The sequence below is a fragment of the Halobellus inordinatus genome (assembly GCF_024464655.1).
GTDB classification, from domain to species: domain Archaea; phylum Halobacteriota; class Halobacteria; order Halobacteriales; family Haloferacaceae; genus Haloquadratum; species Haloquadratum inordinatus.
The window spans coordinates 70379-95867 of sequence record NZ_JANHAV010000003.1; the positions used below are offsets into that span (position 1 = coordinate 70379).

Sequence of the window (25489 nt, forward strand, 5' to 3'; positions counted from 1 at the left end):
ATGGCGCTCTCGCGGGACTGGATCGGCGCACGCGCGTCAGTCGTACTGACGTTCTTCGTCGGTGTCCTCGCCGTCGTGACCGGCATCGCCAACATCGGCGTCGGCGGCACGGCGGACTTTCAGCTGTTCGGCGTTGTCGTCTCCGGCGTCGTCCGCCAGATCACCGCCTTCACGGGGACGCTGACCGGGTTCCTGCTCCTCGTGAGCGCGTTCGGGCTTCGGCGACGCCTCCGCGCGGCGTGGTATGCGACGCTCTTCCTGTTTCCGATCACGGCCGCTCAGGGCGTCCTGCAGTCCTCGGAGCTGTCGCTACCGCTCGTGGCCCTCTCGGTGCTGGCGCTGCTCGTCGTCGGAGTGAACGTCCGCGCGTTCGACCGCGAACTGTCGCTGTCGACGACGCAGATCGCGTCGCTGGCGGCGCTCGCCGGCGCACAGGGCTACGGGACCGTCGGGGCGTACGCCTTACAGGAGGAGTTCAACGGCGTGAGCACGCTCCTCGACGCGTTCTACTTCTCGCTCGTCACCGGCAGCACCGTCGGTTACGGCGACATCACGCCGCGCTCGGCGGTCGGCGAACTGTTCGCGCTGTCGGTGCTGCTCGTGACGGTCTCGTCGTTCGCGGTCGTCCTCGGTGTCGTCTTCACCCCACTCATCGAAGCGCAGTTCTCGAAAGCACTCGGACGTATGACAGAAGAACAACTCGACGTACTGGAAAACCACGTCCTCGTTCTCGGTTTCGGGGACCTGACGGAACCGATTCTCGAAGAACTCTCCTCGAAGGCCGACGTGCTCGTCGTCGTCCCCGACGAGGAGCGCGCCCGGCGGCTCTCGGACCGCGGCTACACCGTCCTCACTGACGATCCGAGCGACGAGGAGGCCCAGCAACGCGGGAAGGTCGAGGTCGCACAGGCCGTCGTCGCGGCGACGAACAACGACGCCGAGGACGCGCTCGCGATTCTGACCGCGCGCCAGCTCAATCCCGAGGTGACGATTGTCGCGGCCGCGACGCAGCGCGAGAACGTGAACAAGCTGAAGCGCGCCGGTGCCGACACCGTCATTAGTCCGGCGACGCTGGGCGCGCACTTCCTCGCGGAGTCCGCGCTCGGCGGCCACGGGGCCGAAGCGCTCGAAGAACGCCTGCTGGGTGCCGAGGGCGACGAAGACCTGGAGGCTGCCGCCGCAGCCGTTAGTGAAGCCGCTGATGGAGACGACGAGAATGGCAGCGAACGCAGCGGCGACGCCGACTCCGATCACTGATCACGACGCGTCGAATCAGCGACCTCGGTCGAAGACGGCGACGTCGCAATCGAGGTGCTGGACGCGCTCGAACGTCGGCGGAGAGACGAACCGCGAGGCCGGCGATCGCTCGCCGCTAGAGCCGATGACGAGGAGGTCGTAGTTGTCGGCGTTGGCGGCGATGAACTCGTCGACGGGCGAGCGAGCGACGCGCGTCTCGATGTTCCCCTCGACGGTCTCGACGAGGCGGTCGAGCCGGCGTTCCGCCGGGCGGCGCTCGACCTCGCCCCCGATGCAGGTGGTGACGCTCACGGTCCCGCGCTGTCCGGTGAGGCGGGTCGCGAAATCGACCATCCCGTGAGCGACGTCGCCCGGGCGGGCCACGAGGACGAGCACGCGGTTCCAGCGGCGACGATCGGAGACCGACCGGAACGCCACCGCGTCGAGGTCGCTGTCGAAGATACCGCTGACGTAGCCCGAGAGCGTGCCGCGATCCTCCTCGTAGGGCGTCACCACGAGGTCGCAGTTTGCGTTCCGCGCCGCCTCGACCGTCGCCGAGACCGGCTCGCCGGCGACGACGACGACCTCGCAGGGGACGCCGACGCGCGTTCGGATGACGTCGGCGCACCGTTCGAGTCGCTGGACGGACTCGTTCGCCACGGGTGCGTCGGTGTCGTCGCCGCGTCCTCCGGTCGTCTTCGCCGCTGTCGTTGCGGTCGCATCCTCTCCTCCGGCCATCGAGGCGGCCGATTCCGCGCTGGTGTCGGCGTCCGCAACCTCAGCATCCACAGCCTCAGCTTCCGTGGCCTCGGCTTCCGCCGTCGAGAGCACGTCGAAGAGGACGACCTTGCCGGCCTCGTGGGCGGCCGCGAGCCGGGCGCCGAAGAGCGCGGTCCGCTCGGCCGTCTCGCCCCGCATCGGAACGAGCACGTGGTCGTCGCCGTGGACAGTCTCGTAGAGGTACTGCGCGCGCTTCTCGTAGAACTCCTCGCGCCAGACGACGAACGCGGTCGCGACCACCGTCGCCGCGAGGAAGATGCTAGCGACGTATGTCACCGGTTCCACGTCGCCGGTCACGAGCGCGAGGAGCGCCGTCGAGAACGCCGAGGGGGCCTCGATGCGCGCCGCCCAGGTGACGAGACCGGTGAGAAAGATCGCGAGCGCCGCGCTCTCGGGGTGGACGATCCCCGTTTCGATGGGGCCGTACGCCCACGTCGTCGCCGTGTACGCCGCGAGGCCGCAGAGCGCGCCGACGGTGAGGCTCGCGACGAACCGAAGCGGGTCGGCGTACTGACCTTCGGGATCAGAAACGAGCGTGTAGGTCCCCGAAGCGAGCGGCGGGAACAGCAGGAACGAGAGCGTCTGGACCTGATTGGAGAGGTACGTGACGAATCCGATGACGACCGGGATGAAGAGGACGATCGAGAGGTGTAACAGATTGCCCGTGTTCTGGACCCAGCGGCGGAGTTCAGACGCCTCTCGGCGCTCGATCCGTCGGAGGCGGTTCCGCGCCGCGGCGAGCGCTTCGAGCGCCGCGTCGAGGAGACGCCGTCCGAACATCGCCTACGCGAGATCGACGACGGCGTCCAGCGTGAGTGAGATGGCTCGCTCGACGTTGTTCTTCGCCTTCTCGGGGAGTTCGGCGTCGGAGTCGGCGCCCTTCTGTGTCCCCTCGACGAGGTTGCCGTCGACGGTGCAGATCGCGCCGGCGGCCATCCCCTTCCGGCGCGCGATCGAGAACACCGCGGCGGCTTCCATCTCGACGGCGAGGAGGTTCGCGTCCTCCCAGTCGTCGACGTAGGCGTCGGTCTCGTTGTAGAACGCGTCGTCGGAGACGATCGGCCCGACGTGTACGTCTTCGTCGTTCGCCTCGGCGGAGTCGACGAGCGCCGAGAGCACGTCGTAGTCGGGGACGGCCGGAATGACGGCGTCCTCGTAGCGCTTGGAGGTCCCCTCCTCTTTCGCCGCGCCGGTCGCGACGACCATATCCCCGATCTCGATCCCGGACTGGAGCGCGCCCGTCGTCCCGACGCGGATCACCGTCTCGACGCCGACGCGGGAGAGTTCCTCGACGGCGATCGCCGCCGAGGGGCAGCCGATCCCCGTCGAGCAGATCGTCAGCGGCACGCCCTCGTAGGTGGCGTTCACGACCTTGTACTCGCGGTTTTCGGCGACCGTCTCGGCGTCTTCGCACTGACTCGCGATCCGGTCGACGCGGCCGGGGTCTCCGGGAATGAGCGCGGTGTCGTGAACGTCGCCCGATTCGACGAGGAGGTGCGGCTGTTTCGCCATATCCGATTGCTCGCGGGAGACGGTGAAAAACGACGCGGTCACCAGCCGATCGCGTGGCGGCGGAACGCACCGACCGTCCGCGTCGTCGCGGGCGCTCGGCGGAACGCCATCGGCCCTCGCGCCTAGAGGAGCGTCGTCAACGCTGGCGTCGCGGCCGCGACAACGGCGGCGAAGACGAACGTCGACCGGAGCCACTGGCCCCGGACTGCCGTCGAGCGCTCCTCGTAGATCCGGCGGCCGGCACGCGGAAGGACGACGTGCGCGAAAAAGCCATAGACGAACGCGGAGACGCCGACCGTGGCGGCCAGATGCGGGAGCAGATCCACGCCGCCGATCCTGAGCAGTCCGGGAATGGTGATCGAAACCACCAGATACAGCAGCGCGTACAGCACGCCCGCGAGGGCGCCGGTGGCGTGGTGCACTGCGATCGCCTCCGAGAGCGAGACCTTCTCGGGCGCGACCCGACGGACGACGGCGGCGGCGACGTACGCGGGCGTGAATCCGTCTTCCTGTTTCGACATCGGGACGTCCATCACCACGGCGGCCAGGAGGCCACAGAGCGCGCAGGCGACGACGAAGTACGCTGCGCCGCCATCGATGATCCCCCCCGTGTCGGTCACGAGTGAAACGGACCCGATACGCTCGGCTACGACCGGGATCGCGTTCCCGAGTGCGGCGGCAGCGACGGCCACGAACGTCACAATCGATCACACCTCCCGCGTCCGGTGGCAAAAACACCCCTGTTTCGGGTCACCGATGGCGCTCCGAATTCACACCGCAGAGATCCGGCGTCACTCCCCGAGGAACGCCCGAACGTCGTCCCACGTCAGCGACGTCCGCGCGCCAGGGGCTTTCGACGCGAGCGCGCCGCAGGCGTTCGCGACCGCGAGCGCGCGCTGGTCGTCGGCGCCCTCGACACGCGCGGCGAGGAACCCCGCCGCGAAGGCGTCGCCCGCGCCGGTCGTGTCGACGACGTCGATCGGGTAGCCCGGATGCGCCTCGCGCCGCTCGCCGTCCCGTATCTCGGCCCCCTCTGGGCCGTGCTTGAGGACGAGCGTCTGCTCGGTGAGATCGAACGCATCGAGCGCGAGCGCGGCCTCGCGGTCGTTCAAGAAGAGGTAATCGACCGACGTGATCGCCGGACCGTACCCCCGGTCGTCGATTCGGCGGCCGGGGTCGAAGCTGACCGGAACGCCGTGTTCGGCGGCGCGCTCGGCCAGACGGGTCGCCGTCTCGGGCCGCTGGCTCGTCATATGGAGGTGGTCCGCCCCGTCGAGCGCCGCGTCGGGGAGGTCGTCGGCCGAGAAGGCCTCGTTGGCGCCGGGACAGCCGAGCACCATCACTTCGCCCGAGGGCTCGACGACGATGTACTTCGTAGACGTCTCCAGTTCCTCGCTGGTGACGACGTGGGAGACGTCGACGCCGTTGTCCGCCAGTTCCGCCCGCGCCGTTCGCCCGTGTTCGTCGTCGCCGACGCTACCCAGGAGCGACGAGTCGACCTCGAGGTCCGCGAGGCCGTTGGCGACGTTCGCGGCGCTGCCACCGCCGCCGCAGCGTCGCGAGTCGACGGCCACCTCGCCGTCAGGGTCGGGCAGCGCGTCGACGCGGAGGGTCACATCCCAGTTCAGGTGCCCGGCGCAGATGACGCGTGACATTTCTCGGGGAGACGCCCCCGGTTCACAAAAGCGCTCGGGCGTGGCTCGCGGGCGCGCGTGACCAGGGTGTCAGACAGCGTCGTCCTGCGAGGTAGCGCAGTTACGCCGGCGCGCTGATGGTAAAGAGCAGGATGTTGTGCACCGCCGGCCCGAGGCCGACGGCACCGACGAAGCCGAGGAGCAACTGCGACTGCGTCGGGTCCTCTTCCATCAGGTCCGCGAAGAGCCACACGAGAAGCGAGACGATCGCGATCTTGACGAGGACGAACAGCCACCCCGCACCCAGCACCGGTTCGGTCGGCAGCCCGGCGGCGAACTCGATGATGATTCGCGAGAGCGGCGTCCGCTCGCCGAAGCCGAGCACGTCGATGCCGACGGCGGTCGAAACCCCATCGAGGACGTGCGCGAAGACCGCGAACGCACCGACCGAGCCCGTCGCCCGGACATCGGGAACGGCGCGGGTGAGCAGGAGCCAGGTCACGGCCGCGACGACGCCCGCGACGACGAGTCCAGCCAGCGGGACGACCGGCGAGAGCGTGCCCGCGGCCGCGCCGACCGCGAAAACGCCCGCGACGGACGCGAGCGCGAGGACGCCGCCGACCAGCGCGAGCGCACGGGCGACCGTCCCGCTGTCGAGGAGCGCGTCCGCCGCGACCCACGCCCCGACGCCGACGATCGCGACGGTGACGTAGACGGCGGGCGTTCCGGCGAGCGGGCGGACCGGAGACGGGAGCGAGTTCTCGACGTAGAGGACGTGCAGCGCCGAACCGAGCACCATCCACGGCACGAACGCCAGAATGCGCCCGGGCGTGACCGCGGGGCGGCGTCGGGAGACCGCGCCGACGACGGCGCCCGCGGCCACGACGAGGAGTACGAGATACGGCAGCGGCGGTAGGCTGAACCCCTCCGGAAGTATCGCCATACTCGCGAGTCCGGAGCCGGCGGCAAAACGCTACCGAAGCGAAGTGAATCCGACCGTCACGGAGTGCGTGTCCGAGACGGATAAGCCGTCCCTCAAACATCCCGGGTGAGCCCGTCGCGGAGGTCGCGACCGAAGTAATGGCCCGCGAGCGAGGCCAGGAGTCCGGCGCCGACCCCGACGCCGGCGATGGCGACGCCGTAATCCGCGAGGATCCGCACGGCGACGGGCGCGAAGACGCTGGTGAGCGTCCCGAGAACGAACGCGAGTCCCGCCGCGATTGCCCCGGCGAGGCCGACTTCCAGATAGCGCCGCCGCGAGCCGACGGCCCCGACCGCGAAGGCGACGACGAACAGCCCGAGGAACTGACCGACCGACCCCACGAGCGGGATCGAGCCGCCGGCGGCGACGCCGACCACCGAGAGCGCGAGGACGACGAGGAACGAGCGGATCGAGAACGGCGAGCGAAGCGACCCGGGGGCCGACGGAAGTACGCGCCGGAGCCGTCCGCCACGCGCGCTCGCGTCGTCTGCTGATCTGCCGGCCGCGTCACGCGGACGCGCGTCATCACTCTCGGCACCGTCGTCGTCGAGCAGCGACGCGGGGTCGACCGTCCGTTCTTCCTGTTCCTCTGAGCGCTGCACACACGACCATCGTTGCGACGGGTCGTGACTCTTGTGCCACTCGCTCGCCGCGAACGAATGGATTCAAGTCCGCGCCCCGGGTATCCGGGGGTATGAACCCGGGAGACCGCGTCCGCGTCGAACGCGCGGGCGTCACGAACGAGGGCGTCTTGATGCCCTCTTCGACGTCGGAGCACCTCGTCGTCAAACTCGACGGCGGGTACAACGTCGGTATCACGCGCGAGGACGCCGACGTGGACGTCCTCGAATCCGACGTCTACGACGTCGAGTCCGCACAGACGGAGTCCGGCCCCTCCGAGATCGACTTCGACGACGACCTGCCGACGATCTCGCTCATCTCGACGGGCGGGACGATCGCCTCGACGGTCGACTACCGCACCGGCGCCGTCACGGCGCAGTTCGACGCCGAAGACGTGCTTCGGGCCGTGCCGGATCTCGCCGGCCGCGCCAACTACCGCGGGCGGGTCGTCACGAACATCCTCTCGGAGAATATGACGCCGGGCGTCTGGCAGGAACTCGCCGAGGCCGTCGTCGAGGAGATCCGTGCCGGCGCGGACGGCGTCGTCGTGATGCACGGCACCGACACGATGCAGTTCTCCGCGTCCGCGCTGTCGTATATGCTCGATACGCCCGTCCCGATCGTCTTCACGGGCAGTCAGCGCTCGGCGGACCGTCCCTCCTCGGACAACGTGATGAACGCCGTCAGCGCCGTCGAGGCCGCCAAAGCAGACGCTGCGGAGGTACTCGTCTGTATGCACGCCTCCACGTCGGACGACGTCTGTGCGCTCCACCGCGGCACGCGCGTCCGCAAGAACCACACCTCCCGGCGCGACGCCTTCGAGACCGTCGGCGCCGAACCGCTCGGCGAAGTTGACTACGACGCCGAGGAAGTCACGTTCCGCCGCGAGTACGCCGAACGCGGCGAGACGGACCTGGAGACGCATCTTGACCTCGAAGAGAACGTCGACCTCCTGAAGTTCACCCCCGGGATGGACGTCGACCGCTACGCCGAGATGCTTCGGGACGCGGATCTCGACGGCCTCGTCGTCGAGGGCACCGGCCTCGGACACGTCCACACGGATCTCATCCCCGTGCTCGAATCGCTGGTCGACGACGGCGTCGTCGTCGCGATGACGAGTCAGTGTCTGGAAGGCCGCGTCTGCGACCGCGTGTACGACACCGGCCGCGATCTGCTCGATGCGGGCGCCGTCGAAGCCGGCGACACCCTCCCGGGGACGGCCAAGGTGAAACTGATGTGGGCGCTTGCGAACGTCGACGACCCGGCGGCGGCGATGCAGCGCCCGGTCGCCGGCGAACTCCAGGAGCGGTCGGTTCCCTGGACCTGAAACAGAGCGACAGACACACACCGACGCCGCCGATACGGTCAGGTAACGACGATGAGCGATCACACGAGCGCGGCCCCTGCGGGGTCCGCCGACACTCGGGACGCACCCGAGTACGTCTGCGACGTCTGCGGCCGCGCGTTCTACACTGACGACTTGCTCGTACTGCACCGCGGCGTCCGCCACCCGAGCGTGCTCGACGAGGCCGACCGCGACGCCTACCGCGACGCCTACGCGGCCGAAGAGCGCGCGATCCGCTCGTTCCGCATCCGCGCGCTCGGCATCCTGGTGTTGCTGTACTTCGGCTTTCTCTTCCTCTACGTGTTCTATGCGTCCTGAAAACCCATCGCAGTCCGATCACGACGAGGACGCCGTGGACGACCTCGCAGAGACAGCACCCGGACGTCTCGGGAGCGCCATCGGCCCGCGCGGCGCCCGCATCGGCGCGTTCGCGCTCGCGCTGGTCGGCGTGCTGCTCCTCGCGCGCGGCGTCGCCGCGAGCAACGCGGCCGTCGGACTCTCTGAGGCCTCCAGCGAGGGGCTCTCGATCCCGCGCTGGCTCTACGTCGCTACCGGCGGCGCTGCGATCGGCGCGTCGGCGCTCCTGGCGGGCTTCGTGACCGACCGGGGCTTCGTGAATCGCGTCCACGAGTGGCGGCACGGGCTCGGAACACGCGACCGGCTCCGAGGCGTCGGGATGGCGGTCGGCAGCCTGCTCGGTGCGCTCCTGATTGCGCTGATCGTCTACCGTGGTATCACCGGTCCGCAGGTGTCGACCATCAACTTCGCGGTCGTCGTCGTCTTCGCGGGCGGTCGCGCCGGCCTGACGATGGCGGCGTATGCGATCGGGAATCCCTGGCCGGCGCTGAACCCGTTCCGCGCCGTCACCTCGCGGCTGCCGACCGGCGTCGTCGACTATCCCGAGCGGCTGGGTCGGTGGCCCGCTGTCGCCGGGATTCTCCTTCTCATCTGGGTTGAGACGACGACGGGCGTCACGAACACACCGAACCTGCTCGCGGCCGCCGTCGCCGGCTACGCCGTCGTCGCCCTCGCGGGCGCGGTGCTCGTCGGTAGCGACGCGTGGTTCCGGAACGCCGATCCGGTTTCGGCGTTCTTCCGGTTCTACGGCCGCGTCGCGCCGCTCGCGTGGGAGGACGGACGGCTTCGGCTGTCGCTGCCGGCGATGCGGCTCGTCGAGGGCTGGGCCGACGAGCCCCGCCGCGACGGTGGCGACGGCCAGACAGTCGACGCCGACGACGCCCGCCTCGTCCGCGGCCTCGACGACGTCGCAATCGCCGTGGCGCTGGTCTGGGAACTCACGTTCAGCGGGTTCGTCACGACCGAGCAGGGCGCCTCTGTGATCCGGGGCGTCGTCGGCGTCGGGCTTCCGCCAATCCTCGTCTACGCGGTGCTGTTCATCGGCGGCTTCGTAGTCTTCTACGGCGCGTTCCTCGGCGCCGCCCGCATCGCGGTGCGCCGCATCCTGACCGCGCGCACGCCTCGCGAACTCGTCGTCGCCTTCGCGCCGTCGCTGCTGGTCATCGCGGCGGGCTATCACCTCGCACACTACTTCGCGTTCTTCCTCTCGCTCTTGCCGTCGCTGTCGGCCGTGCTCGCGGACCCGCTGTCGGCGCCGGCGAACCCCGTGGTGTTCACGCTCCCGGCGTGGGTGTCGGCGCTGAACATCGTCTTCGTGCTCGGCGGACACCTGGTCGCGATCTGGGTCGCGCACTCGACTGCGTATCAGCTCTTTCCCAGCCGGCTCCAGGCGATTCGGAGCCAGTACCCGTTCGTCTTCGTGATGATCGGCTACACCGCGGTGAGTCTGTGGCTCATCTCGCTGCCGTCGACGACGCCCGCGTACCTCGGGTGACCGGGCGGGTCTCCCGTCTCGCTTTCGACCGTCCGCGACGAGCGCAAAGCACTTGTCTCCGCGTCCACTGAGAGCGGTGGGATGCTCCTCGCAGGAACTGTCGTCGCCGACCCGGAGACCGTCTACGACGAGGGCGCAGTCGTCGTCGCGGAGGACCGAATCGCCGCCGTCGGACCGCGCGCCGACCTCGAAGACGCCTATCCCGACCACCCCGTTCGTGAGTTCGACCTGCTCGCACCGGGGCTCGTCGGCGGCCACGTCCACTCGGTCCAGAGTGTCGGCCGCGGCATCGCCGACGACACCGCCCTCCTGGATTGGCTCTTCGAGCACGTCCTCCCGATGGAGGCGTCGCTCGGGCGCGAGGAGATGCGAACGGCGGCCGAACTGGGCTATCTGGAACTGCTCGAAAGCGGGGCGACGACCGCGATCGATCACCTCTCGGTCAACCACGCCGAGGCGGCGTTCGAGGCCGCAATCGACCTCGGGATCCGGGGTCGACTGGGGAAGGTCCTGATGGACAAGCGCGCCCCCGAGGGGCTGGCCGAAGACACCGAGGCGGCGCTCGAATCGACGGAGCGGCTCGTCCAAGCCTATCACGGCGCGGCCGACGGCCGGATCCGGTACGCCGTCACGCCTCGTTTCGCCGTGAGTTGTACGGAAGCGTGCCTCCGGGGCGCGCGCGAGATCGCCGACCGCTACGACGGCGTTCGGATTCACACCCACGCCAGCGAGAACCGCGACGAGATCGAGACCGTCGAGGACGACACGGGAATGCGGAACATCGAGTGGCTCGACGAAGTCGGCCTGACCGGCGAGGACGTCGTTCTCGCCCACTGCGTCCACACGAACGAACGGGAGCGCGAGATACTCGCAGAGACGGGGACGCACGTCACGTACTGCCCGTCGTCGAATATGAAACTCGCCTCCGGCATCGCGCCGATCCCGGACTATCTCGACCGCGGCATCGACGTCGCGCTCGGCAACGACGGGCCACCCTGTAACAACACGCTCGACCCGTTCACCGAGATGCGGCAGGCGAGCCTCCTCCAGAAGGTCGACACGCTCGATCCGGAAGTCGCGCCCGCGCAGGTCGTCTTCGAGATGGCGACGCTCGGCGGCGCGCGCGCTGCGGGGTTCGAGCGGGTCGGAGCGCTGCGCGAGGGGTGGAACGCGGACGTGATCGCGATCGACACGGACGTGACGCGCGCGACGCCGCTGTACGATCCGCTCTCACATCTGGTCTTCTCCACGCACGGCGACGACGTGACGTTCACGATGGTCGACGGCGAGGTCGTCTACGACGCCGACTTCGGCGGCCTCCAGACCGGCGACGCCGACGATATTCGCCGGCGCGCGCGGGACGTCGCGGCCGAGTTGCGCGGGTGAGGCGCGACGGGTTGCGCGCCGCGCTCAGATCTGCTCGTACCGTACCCGATAACCGTCGTCAGTCTCGTCCACCGCGTCGACCACGCGGAACTTGATTTCGCGCTCCTGACGCGTCCGCACGGGGAAGTCGTAGTGTTCCGCCTCGTACTCGAACACCGTGCCCTCGGCGCGCTGTGCCTCGACGAACGCCCGGTGGGCGGCGAGACGGTCTTCGACGACTCGGCGCGACCGATCGCGGACCAGGCCGACGCTGTCGTCGAGTTCCGAAAGGACGTCGGCGTCGAGTTCGTAGCCGATCGAATTGCGCCCCGCGACCATCGCCGCCAGCGTCGTCGTTCCCGTCCCGAGGAACGGGTCGAGGACGGTGTCGCCGTACAGCGAGTACATACAGACGAGTCGGTACGGGATCTCGAAGGGGTACGCCGCGGTTCGGTCGCGCTCGCCCGCCGCCCGGTCTGCGTCGGAGGCGCGGGCCGCTTCCACGTCGCCGTCGCTGCCACCGAGTCCTGCTGACGCGACGTCTCTGTCCTCGTTTCGGGCCTGGCGCGCGCCGCGGACGTCGGTCCAGACGTCCGAGAACCACCGGTTGCGCTCCTCCCAGAAGTACGCCGACTCGTAGCGCCGCGTCTCGCCCGGTTCGAACGAGCGGCCCGAGGTGCCGTTTCGGAACAGGAGGACGTACTCGTGTTCGAGGGTAACGTAGGCGTTCGGCGGCACCATCCCGCTGCCCATAAACTTCGCCGCGCTGTTCGTCGGCTTCCGCCAGAGTACCTCCGGAAGCGGGTCGAACCCGAGCGAGTCGAAGGCCTCGATCACGCGGGCGTGATTCTGGTAGACGCGAAAGTGATCGCCGAGGCTTCGCGTCGCGTCGCCGACGATGATCGCGGCGACGCCGCCCGGCGTGAGCACGCGCTGTAGCTCGCTCCAGACCTCATCGAGGAGCGCGTGCATCGCCTCGAACGCCCGTGCGCCGTCGGTGTCGTCGAGCGCCGCCGCCACGGCGTCGGACTGGGCGGCGAACTGCTCGTCCCACATCTCGATCATCGGATACGGCGGCGAGGTGACGACGAGGTCGACGGCGTCGTCGTCGACGGCCGCCATCTCGCTCGCGTCGCCGACGTGGATGCGGTGGGCAGAGTCCACACCGACAGGTGTCACCGAACGGATATAGATACTGGGGTGGCTCACCCGAGGTTGAGCGGACTGCTGACCGGGCACCCGCCGTCGCGACAGCCTCACTCGAAAATCTTTCCCGGATTGAGGATCCCGTTCGGGTCTACGGTTTCTTTGATCGAGCGCATCGTCTCGATCGCGGTCGAGTCGTATTCCATCTGCAGATACGACCGCTTGCCGACGCCGATTCCGTGCTCGCCGGTGCAGGTGCCGCCGAGAGCGAGTGCCTCGTCGATGATGCGCCCGGACGCCTCGTGGGCGCGTTCGACCGCCTCGGGGTCGTCGCGGTCGCAGAGAACGGCGTAGTGGGTGTTGCCGTCGCCCGCGTGACCGAACGCTGGAATAGGGAAGTCGTACTCCGCGCGGATCTCGCCGATGAACTCGACGATCGCGGGGTACGAGCCGATCGGGACGGTGACGTCGCCAATGACTTCGAGGTCGAGGTCTGGGTCCCACTCTTTGAGCGCGTGGCCGATTTCTCGACGTGCACGCCACAGTTCGGCCATCTCCTCGTCGTTGCTGCTGTGCTCGACTCGCGTGGCGTCTCGGGCCCGGAACGCCGCCTCCAACGCGTCGGTCTCGGCGTCGACGGACCGGCCGTGCACCTCGAAAAAGACCATCGGCGTCGCTCGGAGTTCCGAGCCGGTGTAGGCGTTGGCGATTTCGGCCGTCAGCGGGTCGACGAGCTCGATCGTCGCGACGTCGACGCCCGAGGTCACGACGTCGGTGATCGCCGCCGTGGCGTCTTCGAGCGTGGGAAAGACGGCTCGCCCACCGACCGTTTCCGGCGGCGTCGCCGCGAGGTCGAGCGTCGCGCGCGTGACCACGCCGAGGGTTCCCTCGCTCCCGACGAACAGATCGACGAGGTTGTACCCCGCAGAAGTCTTCCGCGCTTTGCTCCCAACCTCGGTCACGGAGCCGTCGGGGCGGACGACTTCGAGCTGTAACACCCAGTCGCCGACCTCGCCGTACTTGACGGTCCGAATGCCGCTGGCGTCGGTGGCGATCATCCCGCCGATCGTCGAAAACGCCGCCGACTGGGGAAACGCCGGAAAGAACAGACCCTCCTCGGCGACGAGATCGTTCAGGTCGTCGCCGACGACGCCGGGTTCGACGTCGACCTGCATATCTCGCGGGCGCAGGTCTCTGACGGCGTCCATCCGCGTCATCGCGAGCGTGATGCCGCCCTGGGTGGGCACCGCGTTGCGCTGCATCCCCGATCCGGCGGCGTACGGGGTCACCGGAACGCCCTGCTCGTTGGCTGCGGCGAGGACAGCCGAAACGTCGGCCGTCGTCTCCGGCCAGACGACCGCGTCGGGCGCGCGCCCGGCGTCGGGTGGAGTTCCGAAGTCCGCCGCGAACTCGTCGCGCGCCGCTGGCTCGAAGGAGATCTGATCGGCCGCCAGCGACAGCTCAGAGAGGAATCCGCAGTCGTGTGTCATAGGGGGGCATCACCCACCCGCAGTAAAGGTCTGTCGTCGACGTGCACCGACTGCGGACGCCGCTGACGGGTCCTGTCGCTCTGTAGTTCGCAGCAGTTCGAGAAGTGCTCGGTCAGGGATTTGAACCCTGGTCCTCGGCTCGAAAGGCCAAGATGATTGGCCGGACTACACCAACCGAGCCTGCATTCCTACGTGGCAGACTGAATAGTTTAAACATTCCGTTACAGAGCCGGTACGGCACTGTTTCGCGTACCCTCGCTGCCGCCAGATCGCAGGGGCGGGTGGCGCGCTACCAGGTGCGGGCGGTCACGCCAGCCGGGGCGGATGTTCACGCCCGCCGCGGTGGCGTCACTTCCCCTCGAATTCGGGCTCTTCGTCGCTCATAAACGCCGCCATCCCGGTCATCATATCCTCGGTGTCGAAGACAAGGCCGAACGACTGCGCCTCGACGTCGAGGCCGGCGTCGACGTCGTCCCAGCCGCGGTGCATCGCCCGCTTGGTGTAGCGCTGGGCGATCGGCGGACCACGAGCGAGTCGCTTGGCCAACTCGAAGGCGCGCTCGTCGAACTCGTCGTTCGGCGTCACCTCGTTGACGAAGCCGTAGTCTGCCATCGTCTCTGCGTCGTAGCGGTCGGCGGTGAAGATGATCTCCTTCGCGCGACCCATCCCGACGATGCGCGGCAGGCGGACGGTGCCGCCCCAGCCGGGGAGGATGCCGAGGTCGTGTTCGGGCTGGCCGAACTCTGAGCGCTCGGAGGCGATGCGGAGGTCCGCGCCCATCGCGAGCTCCATCCCGCCGCCGAGACAGTGCCCGTCGATGCCGGCGACGACCGGGAGTTCGCACGATTCGAGCCGACCCGCCGTCTCCTGCCCGTGGCGCGAAAGTTCGGCCACGCGGTTGACGTCGCCGACGCCGCCGGCCATCGCCTGGATGTCCGCGCCGGCGGAGAACGCCCGGTCGCCCGTGCCGGTGAGGAGAACGGCCCGCACGTCGTCGTCCTCCTCGAAGCGGTCGATGGCGTCGCGGAGTTCCACGAGCAGGTCGTCGGTGACGGTGTTCATCCGGTGCGGTCGATCGAGCATCACGTGACCGACGCGCTCGTCGATCTCGACGGTGATATCCTCGTAGTCGTAGCCGCCGTCTTCGTCGTCCGACTCGGCTTTCCCCCCGCCGGCCGCTTCGTGGAAGCCCTCCCCGGACTCTGCGAGCTCCCGCAGGTACGGTTCGGCTTCGTAGCGTTCCTCACCCGTCTCCTCGTGGAGGTCGTCGAGCGTCGCGAGCAACTCGTCGAGACCGGCTTCGTCGACCATCTTCGCGGGGCCGTCGGACCAGCGCCCGCCGAGTTTGACCGCCGTGTCGATCGCCTCGGGGTCGGCGACGTCGTCGGCGACGAGGGCGGCTACCTCGTTCGCGATCATCGCCAGCAGGCGATCGGCGACATCGTCGCGGATCTGATCGGAGGGGACCTGCGCACCCGCGCCGTCCTCGTAGTCGTAGAAGCCCGCGCCGGTCTTCTTGCCGAGGTCCCCGGCGTCGACTTTCGATTCGAGCATCGGGCAGGGACGGTAGGCGTCGCCGAGTTGTTCGTGGAGGTATTCGAGGACGTGGTAGCCGACGTCGACCCCGACCTGATCAGAGAGTTCGAAGCTCCCCATCGGGAGGCCGAGACCGTACTTCGTCGTCGAGTCGACTTCTTCGATCGTCGCGTCACCGGATTCGACGATCCACGCCGCCTCGTTCATCAGCGGAACGAGCACGCGGTTGACGATGAATCCCGGGCTGTCTTTGCGGACGCGGACCGGCGTCTTGCCCATCTCGACAGCGAGATCCGAAATCAGATCGAGCGTCTCCTCGGCCGTCTCTGCCCCCGAGATGACTTCGACGAGTTCCATCCGAACGGGTGGGTTGAAAAAGTGCATCCCACAGAACTGCTCGGGGCGCTCGGTCACGTCCGCCAACGCCGTGATCGAGAGACTGGAGGTGTTCGTCGCGAAGATCGTTCGATCCGGGGCCGCCGCCTCCAAGTCCTCGTAGACGTCACGCTTGATCGCCATCTTCTCGGGGACTGCCTCGACGACGACGTCGGCGTCGGCGGCCGCCTCCGCGAGGTCGACGTGTGTCGAGATCCGATCGAGCGTCGCGTCGGCGTCCGAGCGCTCGATCTGGCCCTGTTCGACGAGTTTGCCGAGCGACCACTCGATCTGGTCGTAGCCGTTCTGGACGAATTCCGCTTCGATATCGCGGAGGCGGACCTCGAAGCCCGCGAGGGCGGCCACCTCGGCGATTCCGTGGCCCATACTGCCCGCGCCGAGAACCGTGATAGTGTTGACGTCGTCGATCTCCATACTCCGTTCGTGGGCGGCTCTGTGTTTCAACGTTTCCTTCACTCGGAAAACAAACTTGAGAAGCGTTTACTTTTCGCCGCGAGACCGTCAGTCGGTGGCACGCCAGAGATACCGACTCGCGTAACTCCGATAGGGCCGCCACCGCTCGGCGTGCTCGCGCATCCCCGCTCGATCCGCCTCGTCGTAGCCGTAGAGGTGCGCCATTCCCTTTCGGACGCCGAGATCCTCGACCGGGAACACGTCGGGGCGCCCGAGCACGAAGACCAGGTACATCTTCGCGGTCCAGACGCCGACCCCGCGGATATCGGTCAGCGCCTCGATGACCGCCTCGTCGCTTTTGTCTGAGAGCCCCGCCCGCGTCAGGTCCCGCTCCCGGAACGCTTCGGCGACGTTGCGGACGTACTCGACCTTCTGTCCGGAGAGGCCTGCGTCGCGGAGGGTGGATTCGTCCGCGGCGAGGATACCTGCAGGCGACACGTCGACGCGGTCGAACAGCCGCTCGCGGATCGCCGCCGCGGAGTCGACCGAGAGCTGTTGGTTCACGATCGCGACGAGTAGTCGTTCGAACTCGTCGTCGGCTGTCCCGATCGACAGGTCGCCGTGCGCTTCGACCAGCGGCCCCAGTTTCGGATCGTTCCGTACCGGTTCCATCGGACGCCTGTGGGACCGCCGGAGAGAAAGGTGCGTCGCTCGGGGGAGCCTCGACGAAAGGCCCTCGTCGCGCCTCCAGTCGGCGAGACCGACGATATATCCGTCCGTCCGCCGAACGCCCGGTATGGGCGATTCGGACGACGAGGCGGACGTAGATCCGGGGCCGGACGCGGAAGAGGGTGACCCGGCAGACGACGACGGCCACGCCCCCCCGATCCGGATCTGCCGCCCCGAGGTGGCCGACGTGGATGCGCTGGTCGACCTGTGGCTCGCACTCGCGTCCGATCAGCGCGCCTACGACTCGCACATCCTGCCGGAGGCGAACCGGGACGTCGTCCGCGACACGCTCGCGCGACACGTCGTCACGGGCGGGATCCGAGCCGCCAAACGCGGCGACGACGTCGTCGGGTTCGTTACGTTCAGCCTCGAACACGGCTCCTACGAACAGGATGCGACGCGAGGCGTCGTCCGCAACGTCTACGTCCGACCCGAGTTCCGGAACCGAGGCGTCGGGAGCGATCTGATGGCCGCGGCCGAAACCGCGTTGCACGCCGCCGACGCGACAGTCGTCGCGCTCGAAGCGATGGCAGCCAACGACCGAGCCCGCGCGTTCTACCGCGAGCGGGAGTACGTCCCCCACCGGATCCAGTTCGAGAAACCCCTCGACGGGGAGTCCGCAGCCGGGACCGCAGAGGGTGATGACTCCGAGGTGTCTCCCGAATCGGCGTCCATCGAAAACGACACACACTCAAAGGAGGACTGAGTAGGTCGACCTGCGCCAGGGGAGCATGGGCGGTTCATGCACTCGACTTGTAATCGAGACTTCGTGGGTTCAAATCCCACCCCTGGCTCTCTCTTTGGTTCCGATGTCGATCCGATCCACTCTGCGCGCTCTCCTGCTGTCGAGTCGCGTCTCCTCCGCTCACCGTCGAGCCACATCGCGGTCGGCTTCTCGCAGACCTCCAGCGCGCGTCTGTGCGGGAGAAAACCGATCGTGACGGGACGCTTGATCGTCGTGACGGGACTTCCGGGCGTCGGGAAAACGGCTGTCTCACGCGAGATTGCGGACCGACTCGACGGACGACTCGTTCGCACGGACGTCGTTCGGACGGACTGCTTCGACGATCCTGAGTACACGGCTGCGGAACGCGAAACAGTCTACGACGAAGTGTTCGCACGCGGGCGCGAAACGATTACTAACGGCGGCGCCGCCGTTCTCGACGGCACGTTCCGCAAGCGCGCGGACCGGGCGCGCGCGGTGGATCTTGCGAACGCGGTCGGCGTCCCACTCGACGTCGTCGCTGTCGAGTGTGCGGACTCGGTCGTCGAGGCGCGGATCGCCACACGGGAGAACGACGCCAGCGACGCCGACGTCGAGATCTACCACCAGTTCAAGGAGCGCTACGAGCCGATCGAGATCCCACACGTGAGGATCGACAACTCCGGCGACCTGGCGTCGACGCGAGAACAGATCGCTGCGGTGTTGTGAGGCGCACGGCAGTATCAGGCCTGGCACGGCAGCGAGCAGCACAGGGGGGCGAAGCGTCGTACAGCGGGACCGTGAGGAGGGAATGCGTCAGCGGGGATGCCCGGTCGGCGGGCCATCGATCCAATGGGAGGGGTGTGGAGGCGAGGTGGATCGTGGAGGGTGCGTCGGTGGGGACCGAATCGCGGGCGGCCCAACCGGGGCACTTCCGACTACGGGGGACGGCTACCTAAAAGCGCCCTTGCCTCAAAGAGCCGTTTTACCTATTGCGCTGCCGTCGGTTTCCGGCCGGTAGAAGTATCAACGCGCCCGGTATCGAGAGGGTGATGAGTTGCAGCGGATTCTCTCTGATGTTGAAGTCCGGATCCAACGGCTGGCTCTGCACGTCGGTGATGTGCAGCGACGAGTAGTAGATGATCACGTGCGTCAGGATGTACCCAAGCGCGAACGGGACCACAAGTGAATACCGCACGCCCAACTGCGTCGCGAGCAGATCGAAGACGATGGCCGTCGCCGACGACACGGCGAGGAAATCACCGATCTGGAGGGTGACGCCGGTGAAAGCCGTGATCGTCGTATCGACCGTCGAGGCCGTCGTCGGCGTGTAGATGAAGGCGGTAAAGACGCTGGTTGCGACGAGCGCCATCCCAGCGACTAACCCGACAATCGGGTACACGTACTCCATCGTATGCGCGGTGCGACGGGACGACTATAACCCTACTCCCTCAGTATCAGAATTGAAGTCGGCAGAGAAGTCTCACTCGAAAGTCGGGACCGACGTATCCGATCAGTCGGAGCGTCCGGGGGCGTCGCCGCTTTCACCGGGCGCATCACCGCTATTATCGGGTGCGCCGTCACGGTCTTCGGAACCGTCGCCGGACTGTCCCGGCGCGTTCTCACTGTTTCCGGGTGCGTCGGCAGTCGAGTTCCCGTCTCCGGACTCGGTACCGTCGTCACCGTTTCCCCGTTTGTCTCCCAGCGTATCGTTCCCGAAACCGTCGTTCACGCTGCTTTCGTCTCCCTGTCCGAGACGGTCCTGTCTCGCGTCTGTCTCTTGTGTGTCGTTGGTCGCGTCGTCAGTGACGTTTGCCGGACGGTCGTCGGGCGGCCCGGCGTCACCATTTCCCGGGTTGGCCGCCTCCTGAGCGTTTTCGGAGGCATTTGTCGTATTCTTCAGGTCAGATGCGTTTGCCGCGTCCCCCGGGAGATCGTCCGTCTCGTTATCTGTGTCCGCACCTCGCTCGTCTGCAGCGCCGTCACCCTGTCCGGGCACGTCGCCGTTGCCCAATCCGGGAGCGTCGCCGCTCTGTCCGGGTGCGTCGCCATCACTCAGGCCCGGAGCATCGCCGCTTTGTCCGGGCGTCTCGCCGCTCAGACCGGGCACGTCCTCGGCGTCACCTAGTCCGCGGCCGGAGTTCTCACCGGCGATCTCACGGGCGGCGGCGGCGACTTCGGGGCCCGAGAGGTTGCGCGCCTCGGTCCGGAGTCGTTCGATGTTCGAGGTGTTGATGCCGTTTTCTTCGCGGACCTGTTTTGGCAGCGCCGACGCGGTCTCGTTACTCTGCTCGAGCTGGCGCTCGACGGCGTTGATTTCGGCCGTCAGTTGCGCGGCACGAGCGTTGTATCGGCCCTGGGAGACGTTCCCCGACGCTCGGGCCTGCTCTAACTCGGCGAGTCGCGTTCGGAGCGCTTCGAGCCGTTCCTGACTGGTGTTCAGTTCGGCAGCGACGACCGCCGCCTTCGAGTCGTTCGTCGCCGCGGCGGCGACGCGCTGTCCGAAGGCGCGCGAGGCGACCTCACCGTCGATCTCGGCACCCTGGACGGCGACGACGCCCGCCAGCTTCGCACCGGGGGCGACGCCCGACCCGTTCGACTCGGACGCGGTGTCGTCTGCCGTAGACGTGCTATCGCCGTCCGGAGTCGCAGTGTCGTTCGTATCCGTACCGTTCGCCGGGGTCGTCGCCGTCGTCTGCGCCTGGACGCCGCCGTCCTGCACCTGCGCCGCTCCCGTGGCTGTCGCGGCCGAGAGCGACGTGCCTCCCGACGCCGCCGCAGAGACGCCGATCGGAGCGCCCGCAGTCACGACCAGGAGTGCAACGAGGAGCGCGGATACTGACCTCATCGGTTTCCGATACTGTCCTCTCGGGCATATACCTCCGACATACTTGCGCCCATTTTGATCCGTTTAATCCGGATTTTTCACAAGACGGCGCGAGCGTCGCTCAGGAACGATTTTAACGGCTCGTTATCCCGCAGAACGTGTAAGTCAGGTATGATTTCCCGCCAGTCAGTCGTCCGCGTGCGACGACTCCGGCGTGAACGTGACGCCGTCGATCTCGATCTCGTCGGGAACGCCGCTTATGTCGTGGGTCCCGACCGGCGGGCGGTTGGTCTCTGCGGCCGCCGAGGCGTCGAGGTCGGTTCCGGTGTCGATCCGCGACATCTCCCCGTCGGCGACGCGGGCGTCCTGGTCGATGCGCATCGAGCAGAACTCGACGCCGCACATCGAGCAGAAACGCGCCTCTTTGTAGTTGTCACCGGGCAGCGTCTGATCGTGATACGAGCGAGCGCGCTCGGGATCGAGCGCGAGTTCGAACTGCCGCCGCCAGTCGAACTCGTAGCGCGCCTCCGAGAGCGCGTCGTCCCAGTCGCGCGCGCCGGGGTGGTCGGTCGCGACGTCGGCCGCGTGTGCCGCGATCCGGTACGCCGCGAGGCCGTCACGAACGTCCTCGCGGTCCGGGAGACCGAGGTGCTCCTTGGGCGTGACGTAGCACAGCATCGCGGCCCCCGCGCGGGCGGCCTCAGTCGCGCCGATGGCGCTCGTGATGTGGTCGTAGCCGGGGGCGACGTCGGTGACGAGCGGACCGAGGACGTAGAACGGCGCGCCGTCACAGACCGCCTGCTGGCGCTCGACGTTGTCCGCGATCTCGTCCATCGGGACGTGTCCCGGCCCTTCGACCATCACCTGGACGCCGTGGTCCCACGCCGTGCGCGTGAGTTCGCCGAGCGTCTCCAGTTCGGCGAACTGCGCCTCGTCGCTCGCGTCCGCCAGACACCCCGGTCGCAGCCCGTCGCCGAGCGAGAACGTGACGTCGTGGTCGGCGAAGATCCCGCAGATCTCCTCGAAGTGCGTGTAGAGCGGGTTCTGCATCCCGTTTTCTTCGATCCACTGTGCGAGGATCGAGCCGCCGCGGGAGACGATTCCCGTCTTGCGCCCGTCGGTGAGCGGGAGATGTTCCAGCAGGACGCCCGCGTGGATCGTCATATAGTCGACGCCCTGCCGCGCCTGCTTCTCGATGACGTCCAAGAGGAGGTCGGGCGTGACGTCGGCCGGCTCGTCGGCCCGCTTGACCGCCTCGTAGATCGGAACCGTTCCGATCGGGACCGGCGAGTGTTCGACGTTCGCCTCCCGGATCCCGTCCAGGTTCGACCCCGTCGAGAGATCCATCACCGTGTCGGCTCCGAAGTGAACGGCCGTGTGGAGCTTTTCGAGTTCCCCTTCGACGTCGCTCGTCTCCTCGCTGTTGCCGATGTTCGCGTTGACTTTCGTGGCGAACTCCCGGCCGATGATCATCGGATCGAGCGAGTCGTGTGCGACGTTGTTCGGGATGACCGCCTGCCCCTCGGCGACCTGCTGGCGGACGAACTCCGGATCGCGGTTCTCGCGCTCGGCGACGCGCTCCATCGCCGGCGTGAGTTCACCGTCGCGGGCACGCTGTAACTGCGTCTGCGCCATAGATTATTGCGTGATATTACTAGGTAATAGGGCTTCCGAATACGTGCCTCGCTTGGCAGTAGCTGAAGCCGGGTCTCGGGACAACCGTCAAAGTAGTTCACCGCAGGAAAGCAGACTCCAAGCCGCTCAACCGCGTTACTGTGCTACTCGGAATCTGGACCTAGGTCCTCGCCGGGGAGCACGAGGACGTTCTCACGGCCCAGTCGGAAGCCGTCGAGTTCGTCCTCATCGCGCATCTTGCGGACGACCTGACTCGTCTTCGCGTCGGTCCAATCCAGCGTCTGGGCGACTTCCTGCTGCTTGACGCGCCCGCCCTCGTGTTCGATGAACGCGAGGACGCGCTCTTCGTTGCTCAGCAGTTCGTCTTCCCACGGCATCGCGTCCGCTGCCGTGTCCTCTTCCGCTGTGTCCGCCGGTGCGTCCGTTTCGTCGACGCGCTCGTCAGCAGTCGACTCGCTGTCGACCGGGGCGTCGGCGTCGTCCGCACTCCCCCCGCTCGCATTGGGGTTCGTCGTCTCCGTGTCCGATGCTGCCGCGGCCGCGGTGTCGCCCGTAGACGCCTGTTCGGTGCTCTCGTCGTCGACAGTCTCGGCCTCGGTAGTCGTGCCAGCACCGGCCGCAGCCGCGGTCTGCGTGGCGCTTGTAGCAGTTCCCTGGCCCGTGTCACTCGCCTCGGCCGCACTGCTTTCGGGGGTCGCTGTGGCCGCTGCGTTCGCTGGCTCGCGTTCAGCGCCCCCGACGCCTCCGTGCCGGTCAGGGACCGATCGGCGTCGGTAGACGATCCATCCGCCCGCGCCGAGCGCGAGCGCGACGAACGCGACCGCCCCGAACAGCAGGGAATTGCCGCCGTCGGACCCCTCATCTGCGGGTGTCGTCGTCGTTCCACTGTCCGCCCCGGTTGCTTGGTCGGTAACGACGAGTGTGGGCTCGTTCGGCCCGAAGTCGAGCGGGCCACTCCAGACGGCGATCCGGGAGTCCGGTCGCGTGTCGTCGGGCTGGGGTTGGACCGTCTCGATGGTGTAGCCCTCTGGCCAGGTGAACTGCAGCGACGTCTCGCTGTCGAGGAAAAGCCCCGCGAGCGCGTCGCCGGCGCGGAGCGTGCCGTCCTCGGTGACGGCGAAGTTCGTCCAGACGAACGAGTAAGTGACGACGCCGTAGTCCTGAGGCAACTGCTGTCTCGTCGCCGAGACCGAGACGTTTCGCACGCTCATCTCCCGGCCGGTCGCGTCCTCGGCGGTCGCGGCCGTCGACGCCATTCGCTGGCCGAACTCCGCGGCGTACTGGGACTCGTTCGCGCGAATGTCCTCCTGCAGCGAGCGGAACGCCTCGGTCGTGTTCTCGTCGTCCAGCCGGACCCGATACTCGACCGTCCACGCGGCTGAGCCGTTCGCACGGAGGTCGATGCGCATCGAGACGTCGTCCGGCGCCAGCTCCGACCCGGCGATCTGGTTGACTGATTGAGCGGACGCGCTCGGGGCTGTCGCGCCAGCACCGACGACGAGCGCGACGGCGACGATGAGAGCACAGCCGAGACGCGCTGCGCGGATGGTCATCTCGTAGGCACGTCGTACCGGGTGACACAAACCACTTCCGAGTGCGGAATTCGGGTCTCCCTACCGGTCTATGCGTATCCTATACGCCGCCTTACACATCGAACACGACATACGCGACCCAGCCATTCTCGGTCTGCTCGACGCGCATTTCCGAGTACGTGACGGCCTTCACCTCGCGGGCGTCGATGTCCGCGAGCGGGACGCCGCGGTAGGTAGCGGTTAGTTCCCACGCCGACTCGGCATCACCCGTGTCAGCGTCGGCATCGAGACGGTCGATCTGTACCCGATTGTCGACCGGGAGGACACTCCGAACGTCGCGTTCGTAGATGAGTTCGTCGAGGTAGTCGAACAGAAGGGCCTCGCGGTTCTCCGCGCTGACCGATACCTCGAACGTCCGGCCGCTGTCTTCGGTTCGATCGGCGCCTTCGGTCGCCTCGTCCGTACGGGCGGGCGGAATATCGTCGCAACTCGCCGCGGCGAGGCCGTCGGCGACAGCCCCGAAGAGCGCCGACAGGTCCGACGCCGTGGCTTCGACCGCGACGTCGGCGGTGTGTTCGCGAAGCTCGAAGCTCATACATAGAGTACGCGGCCGCCCGTGGCCTGTGTCTTCCGGTCGGTCAGCCAGTGTCTTCCGGTCGCCTGTGGACTGTGTCTCCCGGTCGGCCAGGCAGTGTCTCCCGGTCGGACAAACGGTATCTCCCGGTCAGCCAGAGGCCTGTACCAGCGTCGCTGTCGGGGTGCTACCTGTCCTCGCCCTCGTCGTCAGTTCGGGGGCGGGCGTTGTGACCATCTCGGAACCGAGCCAGGTCGGCCGGCGTTTCGGCGTGCTTCGGATCGAGTCGTTCGTGTTCGTCGTGGCGGGCATTCGAAGCGTCGCCGTTTGTTTCCGTCCCGTTCTCCGTCGTCTCGTCACCGAGGTCCGCATCGGTCAGCGAGGCCAACGCCTCACGCGAGAGCCCGTCGTCGTCGGGGCTCGTCATCGCGACGCCGCTCGTGACGATCGCCCCATCCTCGACAGTCATCTCAGCGTCCATCACGCGGCTCTCGGGCAGGTGTACCAGGTGGCCACCCATCACCGGATTCGGTGCGAGCGGCAGAAACAGGGTGAGCATCTCCTCGTGGTCGGCCGCCGTTCGTAACACCTCGGGCGTCTCGGTCGTCACGAACCCGAGCGTGTACGCCTCCTCGTGCGGGAACTCGACGAGTTTCACCTCGCGGAAGTTCTCCGCGTCGGATTCGAGCATCACGTCGCTCATCCGCCGGAAACTCTCGTACACCGACCCGACGCCCGGGATCTGTGCCATCACGTAGTCGAAGTACTCGACGGCGCGCTGCCCGTACCGAGAGCTGTTCACGACGAGCCCGATGCCGAGAACGGCCCCGAAGACGGCGACCGGGACGGTCGCTTCCAGGAGCGTCTGGGGGCTGATGCCCAGCGCAGCCGGGACGAGCGAGACGATCGGGAGCGCCGCGATGGCGTCCGAGAAGAGACTGACGTAGCCATAGACCGTGTTTAGCAGGAACAGAAATACCGCGATCGTGATGACCAGCGGGACGACGACGGCGAGCCCGGAGATGAACGCCTCGCGGACGACGTCGTACATCGAGTTCCGGACGCGACGCATCGACGGGACGCCCGAGCGTCCATCAGACATACTGTCGGCGTGTACGGCGGACCACCTGAAAGCTGTCCCGGCTCTCGTTGTGTCGACCTGTTCGGCCGGTCGAGCCGCCGCTAGCTGACCCGACCGGCG

Annotated in this window: 23 protein-coding genes and 2 tRNA genes; 8 read left to right on the forward strand and 17 right to left on the reverse strand. The window is 67.7% G+C overall.

Features of this window, described 5'->3' with window-relative positions:
• Entirely contained in the window at positions 1–1257 is a 1257-nt protein-coding gene (locus tag NO347_RS07330) for an NAD-binding protein (protein WP_256288976.1), read from the forward strand.
• Between the two features lie 15 nt (positions 1258–1272).
• Here the strand turns inward: NO347_RS07330 and NO347_RS07335 are convergent, their stop codons facing one another.
• The 6 genes from NO347_RS07335 to NO347_RS07360 form a co-directional block, all read right to left on the reverse strand.
• Positions 1273–2796 carry an HPP family protein gene (locus NO347_RS07335; protein WP_256288977.1) on the reverse strand — a complete coding sequence of 508 codons (1524 nt, stop codon included), beginning with the start codon at positions 2794–2796 and terminating at the stop codon, positions 1273–1275.
• A gap of 3 nt (positions 2797–2799) precedes the next feature.
• Positions 2800–3528, reverse strand: coding sequence for a guanosine phosphorylase (locus NO347_RS07340; RefSeq protein WP_256288978.1), 729 nt, complete (start codon positions 3526–3528; stop codon positions 2800–2802).
• A gap of 122 nt (positions 3529–3650) precedes the next feature.
• Positions 3651–4148, reverse strand: coding sequence for a hypothetical protein (locus tag NO347_RS07345; protein WP_425492362.1), 498 nt, complete (start codon positions 4146–4148; stop codon positions 3651–3653).
• 171 nt (positions 4149–4319) lie between these two features.
• Positions 4320–5183 carry an ATP-dependent ribose-1-phosphate kinase gene (locus NO347_RS07350; RefSeq protein WP_256288979.1) on the reverse strand — a complete coding sequence of 288 codons (864 nt, stop codon included), beginning with the start codon at positions 5181–5183 and terminating at the stop codon, positions 4320–4322.
• A 100-nt stretch (positions 5184–5283) separates the two neighbouring features.
• The gene (locus NO347_RS07355) at positions 5284–6105 is read right to left on the reverse strand and encodes a DUF63 family protein (protein WP_256288980.1); all 822 of its coding nucleotides are present in this window, start codon (positions 6103–6105) and stop codon (positions 5284–5286) included.
• A gap of 92 nt (positions 6106–6197) precedes the next feature.
• The gene (locus NO347_RS07360; protein ID WP_256288981.1) at positions 6198–6746 is read right to left on the reverse strand and encodes a hypothetical protein; all 549 of its coding nucleotides are present in this window, start codon (positions 6744–6746) and stop codon (positions 6198–6200) included.
• A 92-nt stretch (positions 6747–6838) separates the two neighbouring features.
• Here NO347_RS07360 and gatD point away from each other — a divergent pair, with 92 nt between their 5' ends.
• The 4 genes from gatD (at position 6839) to NO347_RS07380 (ending at position 11348) form a co-directional block, all read left to right on the forward strand.
• Positions 6839–8092, forward strand: coding sequence for a Glu-tRNA(Gln) amidotransferase subunit GatD (gene gatD / locus NO347_RS07365; protein ID WP_256288982.1), 1254 nt, complete (start codon positions 6839–6841; stop codon positions 8090–8092).
• Positions 8093–8143: 51 nt separating this feature from the next.
• Positions 8144–8428 (forward strand): DNA-binding protein, encoded by a 285-nt coding sequence (locus NO347_RS07370; protein WP_256288983.1) that lies wholly within the window; start codon positions 8144–8146, stop codon positions 8426–8428.
• Complete coding sequence (locus NO347_RS07375) at positions 8418–9962, forward strand: ABC transporter permease family protein (RefSeq protein ID WP_256288984.1); 1545 nt, start codon at positions 8418–8420, stop codon at positions 9960–9962. The genes NO347_RS07370 and NO347_RS07375 overlap by 11 nt, the downstream gene beginning before the upstream one ends.
• A gap of 81 nt (positions 9963–10043) precedes the next feature.
• Complete coding sequence (locus tag NO347_RS07380) at positions 10044–11348, forward strand: 5'-deoxyadenosine deaminase (protein WP_256288985.1); 1305 nt, start codon at positions 10044–10046, stop codon at positions 11346–11348.
• 24 nt (positions 11349–11372) lie between these two features.
• On the opposite strand, the gene NO347_RS07385 is transcribed toward NO347_RS07380, so the two are convergent.
• The 5 genes from NO347_RS07385 to NO347_RS07405 form a co-directional block, all read right to left on the reverse strand.
• A complete protein-coding gene (locus tag NO347_RS07385; RefSeq protein WP_256288986.1) occupies positions 11373–12491 on the reverse strand; it encodes a DNA-methyltransferase in 1119 nt (372 codons plus the stop codon).
• 92 nt (positions 12492–12583) lie between these two features.
• Positions 12584–13963: an FAD-binding oxidoreductase gene (locus tag NO347_RS07390; protein ID WP_256288987.1), complete on the reverse strand. Its 1380-nt coding sequence runs from the start codon at positions 13961–13963 to the stop codon at positions 12584–12586.
• A 105-nt stretch (positions 13964–14068) separates the two neighbouring features.
• Positions 14069–14143: transfer RNA gene (locus tag NO347_RS07395), tRNA-Glu, on the reverse strand.
• 168 nt (positions 14144–14311) lie between these two features.
• A complete protein-coding gene (locus NO347_RS07400; protein ID WP_256288988.1) occupies positions 14312–16309 on the reverse strand; it encodes a 3-hydroxyacyl-CoA dehydrogenase/enoyl-CoA hydratase family protein in 1998 nt (665 codons plus the stop codon).
• Between the two features lie 87 nt (positions 16310–16396).
• Complete coding sequence (locus NO347_RS07405; protein ID WP_256288989.1) at positions 16397–16960, reverse strand: DNA-3-methyladenine glycosylase family protein; 564 nt, start codon at positions 16958–16960, stop codon at positions 16397–16399.
• 124 nt (positions 16961–17084) lie between these two features.
• Between NO347_RS07405 and NO347_RS07410 the strand changes: the two genes are divergently transcribed.
• From NO347_RS07410 to NO347_RS07420, 3 genes are all read left to right on the forward strand, one after another.
• Complete coding sequence (locus tag NO347_RS07410) at positions 17085–17723, forward strand: GNAT family N-acetyltransferase (protein WP_256288990.1); 639 nt, start codon at positions 17085–17087, stop codon at positions 17721–17723.
• A 14-nt stretch (positions 17724–17737) separates the two neighbouring features.
• A tRNA-Thr gene (locus NO347_RS07415) sits at positions 17738–17811 on the forward strand.
• Positions 17812–17954: 143 nt separating this feature from the next.
• Positions 17955–18449 (forward strand): P-loop nucleotide/nucleoside kinase family protein, encoded by a 495-nt coding sequence (locus tag NO347_RS07420; RefSeq protein ID WP_256288991.1) that lies wholly within the window; start codon positions 17955–17957, stop codon positions 18447–18449.
• Between the two features lie 256 nt (positions 18450–18705).
• Here NO347_RS07420 and NO347_RS07425 read toward each other — a convergent pair whose 3' ends face one another.
• The 6 genes from NO347_RS07425 to NO347_RS07450 all read right to left on the reverse strand — a co-directional run bounded on the left by NO347_RS07425 (position 18706) and on the right by NO347_RS07450 (position 25390).
• A complete protein-coding gene (locus NO347_RS07425; RefSeq protein WP_256288992.1) occupies positions 18706–19131 on the reverse strand; it encodes a DUF8133 family membrane protein in 426 nt (141 codons plus the stop codon).
• Between the two features lie 102 nt (positions 19132–19233).
• On the reverse strand, positions 19234–20568 hold the full coding sequence (locus NO347_RS07430) for a hypothetical protein (RefSeq protein ID WP_256288993.1): 1335 nt from the start codon (positions 20566–20568) through the stop codon (positions 19234–19236).
• Between the two features lie 165 nt (positions 20569–20733).
• Complete coding sequence (thiC, locus tag NO347_RS07435) at positions 20734–22182, reverse strand: phosphomethylpyrimidine synthase ThiC (protein ID WP_256288994.1); 1449 nt, start codon at positions 22180–22182, stop codon at positions 20734–20736.
• A gap of 143 nt (positions 22183–22325) precedes the next feature.
• Positions 22326–23735, reverse strand: coding sequence for a helix-turn-helix transcriptional regulator (locus NO347_RS07440; RefSeq protein WP_256288995.1), 1410 nt, complete (start codon positions 23733–23735; stop codon positions 22326–22328).
• Positions 23736–23826: 91 nt separating this feature from the next.
• Positions 23827–24309, reverse strand: coding sequence for an archease (locus NO347_RS07445; protein ID WP_256288996.1), 483 nt, complete (start codon positions 24307–24309; stop codon positions 23827–23829).
• Between the two features lie 166 nt (positions 24310–24475).
• Positions 24476–25390 carry a DUF502 domain-containing protein gene (locus tag NO347_RS07450; protein WP_256288997.1) on the reverse strand — a complete coding sequence of 305 codons (915 nt, stop codon included), beginning with the start codon at positions 25388–25390 and terminating at the stop codon, positions 24476–24478.
• Positions 25391–25489: the final 99 nt, after the last annotated feature.

Coding starts and splice junctions, on each gene's coding strand:
- NO347_RS07370 (WP_256288983.1), top strand. CDS start 8,144: ATGAGCGATCACACGAGCGCGGCCCCTGCGGGGTCCGCCGACACTCGG.
- NO347_RS07405 (WP_256288989.1), bottom strand. CDS start 16,960: ATGGAACCGGTACGGAACGATCCGAAACTGGGGCCGCTGGTCGAAGCG.
- NO347_RS07445 (WP_256288996.1), bottom strand. CDS start 24,309: ATGAGCTTCGAGCTTCGCGAACACACCGCCGACGTCGCGGTCGAAGCC.
- NO347_RS07410 (WP_256288990.1), top strand. CDS start 17,085: ATGGGCGATTCGGACGACGAGGCGGACGTAGATCCGGGGCCGGACGCG.
- NO347_RS07425 (WP_256288992.1), bottom strand. CDS start 19,131: ATGGAGTACGTGTACCCGATTGTCGGGTTAGTCGCTGGGATGGCGCTC.
- NO347_RS07380 (WP_256288985.1), top strand. CDS start 10,044: ATGCTCCTCGCAGGAACTGTCGTCGCCGACCCGGAGACCGTCTACGAC.
- NO347_RS07335 (WP_256288977.1), bottom strand. CDS start 2,796: ATGTTCGGACGGCGTCTCCTCGACGCGGCGCTCGAAGCGCTCGCCGCG.
- NO347_RS07430 (WP_256288993.1), bottom strand. CDS start 20,568: ATGAGGTCAGTATCCGCGCTCCTCGTTGCACTCCTGGTCGTGACTGCG.
- NO347_RS07450 (WP_256288997.1), bottom strand. CDS start 25,390: ATGTCTGATGGACGCTCGGGCGTCCCGTCGATGCGTCGCGTCCGGAAC.
- thiC (WP_256288994.1), bottom strand. CDS start 22,182: ATGGCGCAGACGCAGTTACAGCGTGCCCGCGACGGTGAACTCACGCCG.
- NO347_RS07375 (WP_256288984.1), top strand. CDS start 8,418: ATGCGTCCTGAAAACCCATCGCAGTCCGATCACGACGAGGACGCCGTG.
- NO347_RS07340 (WP_256288978.1), bottom strand. CDS start 3,528: ATGGCGAAACAGCCGCACCTCCTCGTCGAATCGGGCGACGTTCACGAC.
- NO347_RS07330 (WP_256288976.1), top strand. CDS start 1: ATGGCGCTCTCGCGGGACTGGATCGGCGCACGCGCGTCAGTCGTACTG.
- NO347_RS07350 (WP_256288979.1), bottom strand. CDS start 5,183: ATGTCACGCGTCATCTGCGCCGGGCACCTGAACTGGGATGTGACCCTC.
- NO347_RS07400 (WP_256288988.1), bottom strand. CDS start 16,309: ATGGAGATCGACGACGTCAACACTATCACGGTTCTCGGCGCGGGCAGT.
- gatD (WP_256288982.1), top strand. CDS start 6,839: ATGAACCCGGGAGACCGCGTCCGCGTCGAACGCGCGGGCGTCACGAAC.
- NO347_RS07355 (WP_256288980.1), bottom strand. CDS start 6,105: ATGGCGATACTTCCGGAGGGGTTCAGCCTACCGCCGCTGCCGTATCTC.
- NO347_RS07440 (WP_256288995.1), bottom strand. CDS start 23,735: ATGACCATCCGCGCAGCGCGTCTCGGCTGTGCTCTCATCGTCGCCGTC.
- NO347_RS07390 (WP_256288987.1), bottom strand. CDS start 13,963: ATGACACACGACTGCGGATTCCTCTCTGAGCTGTCGCTGGCGGCCGAT.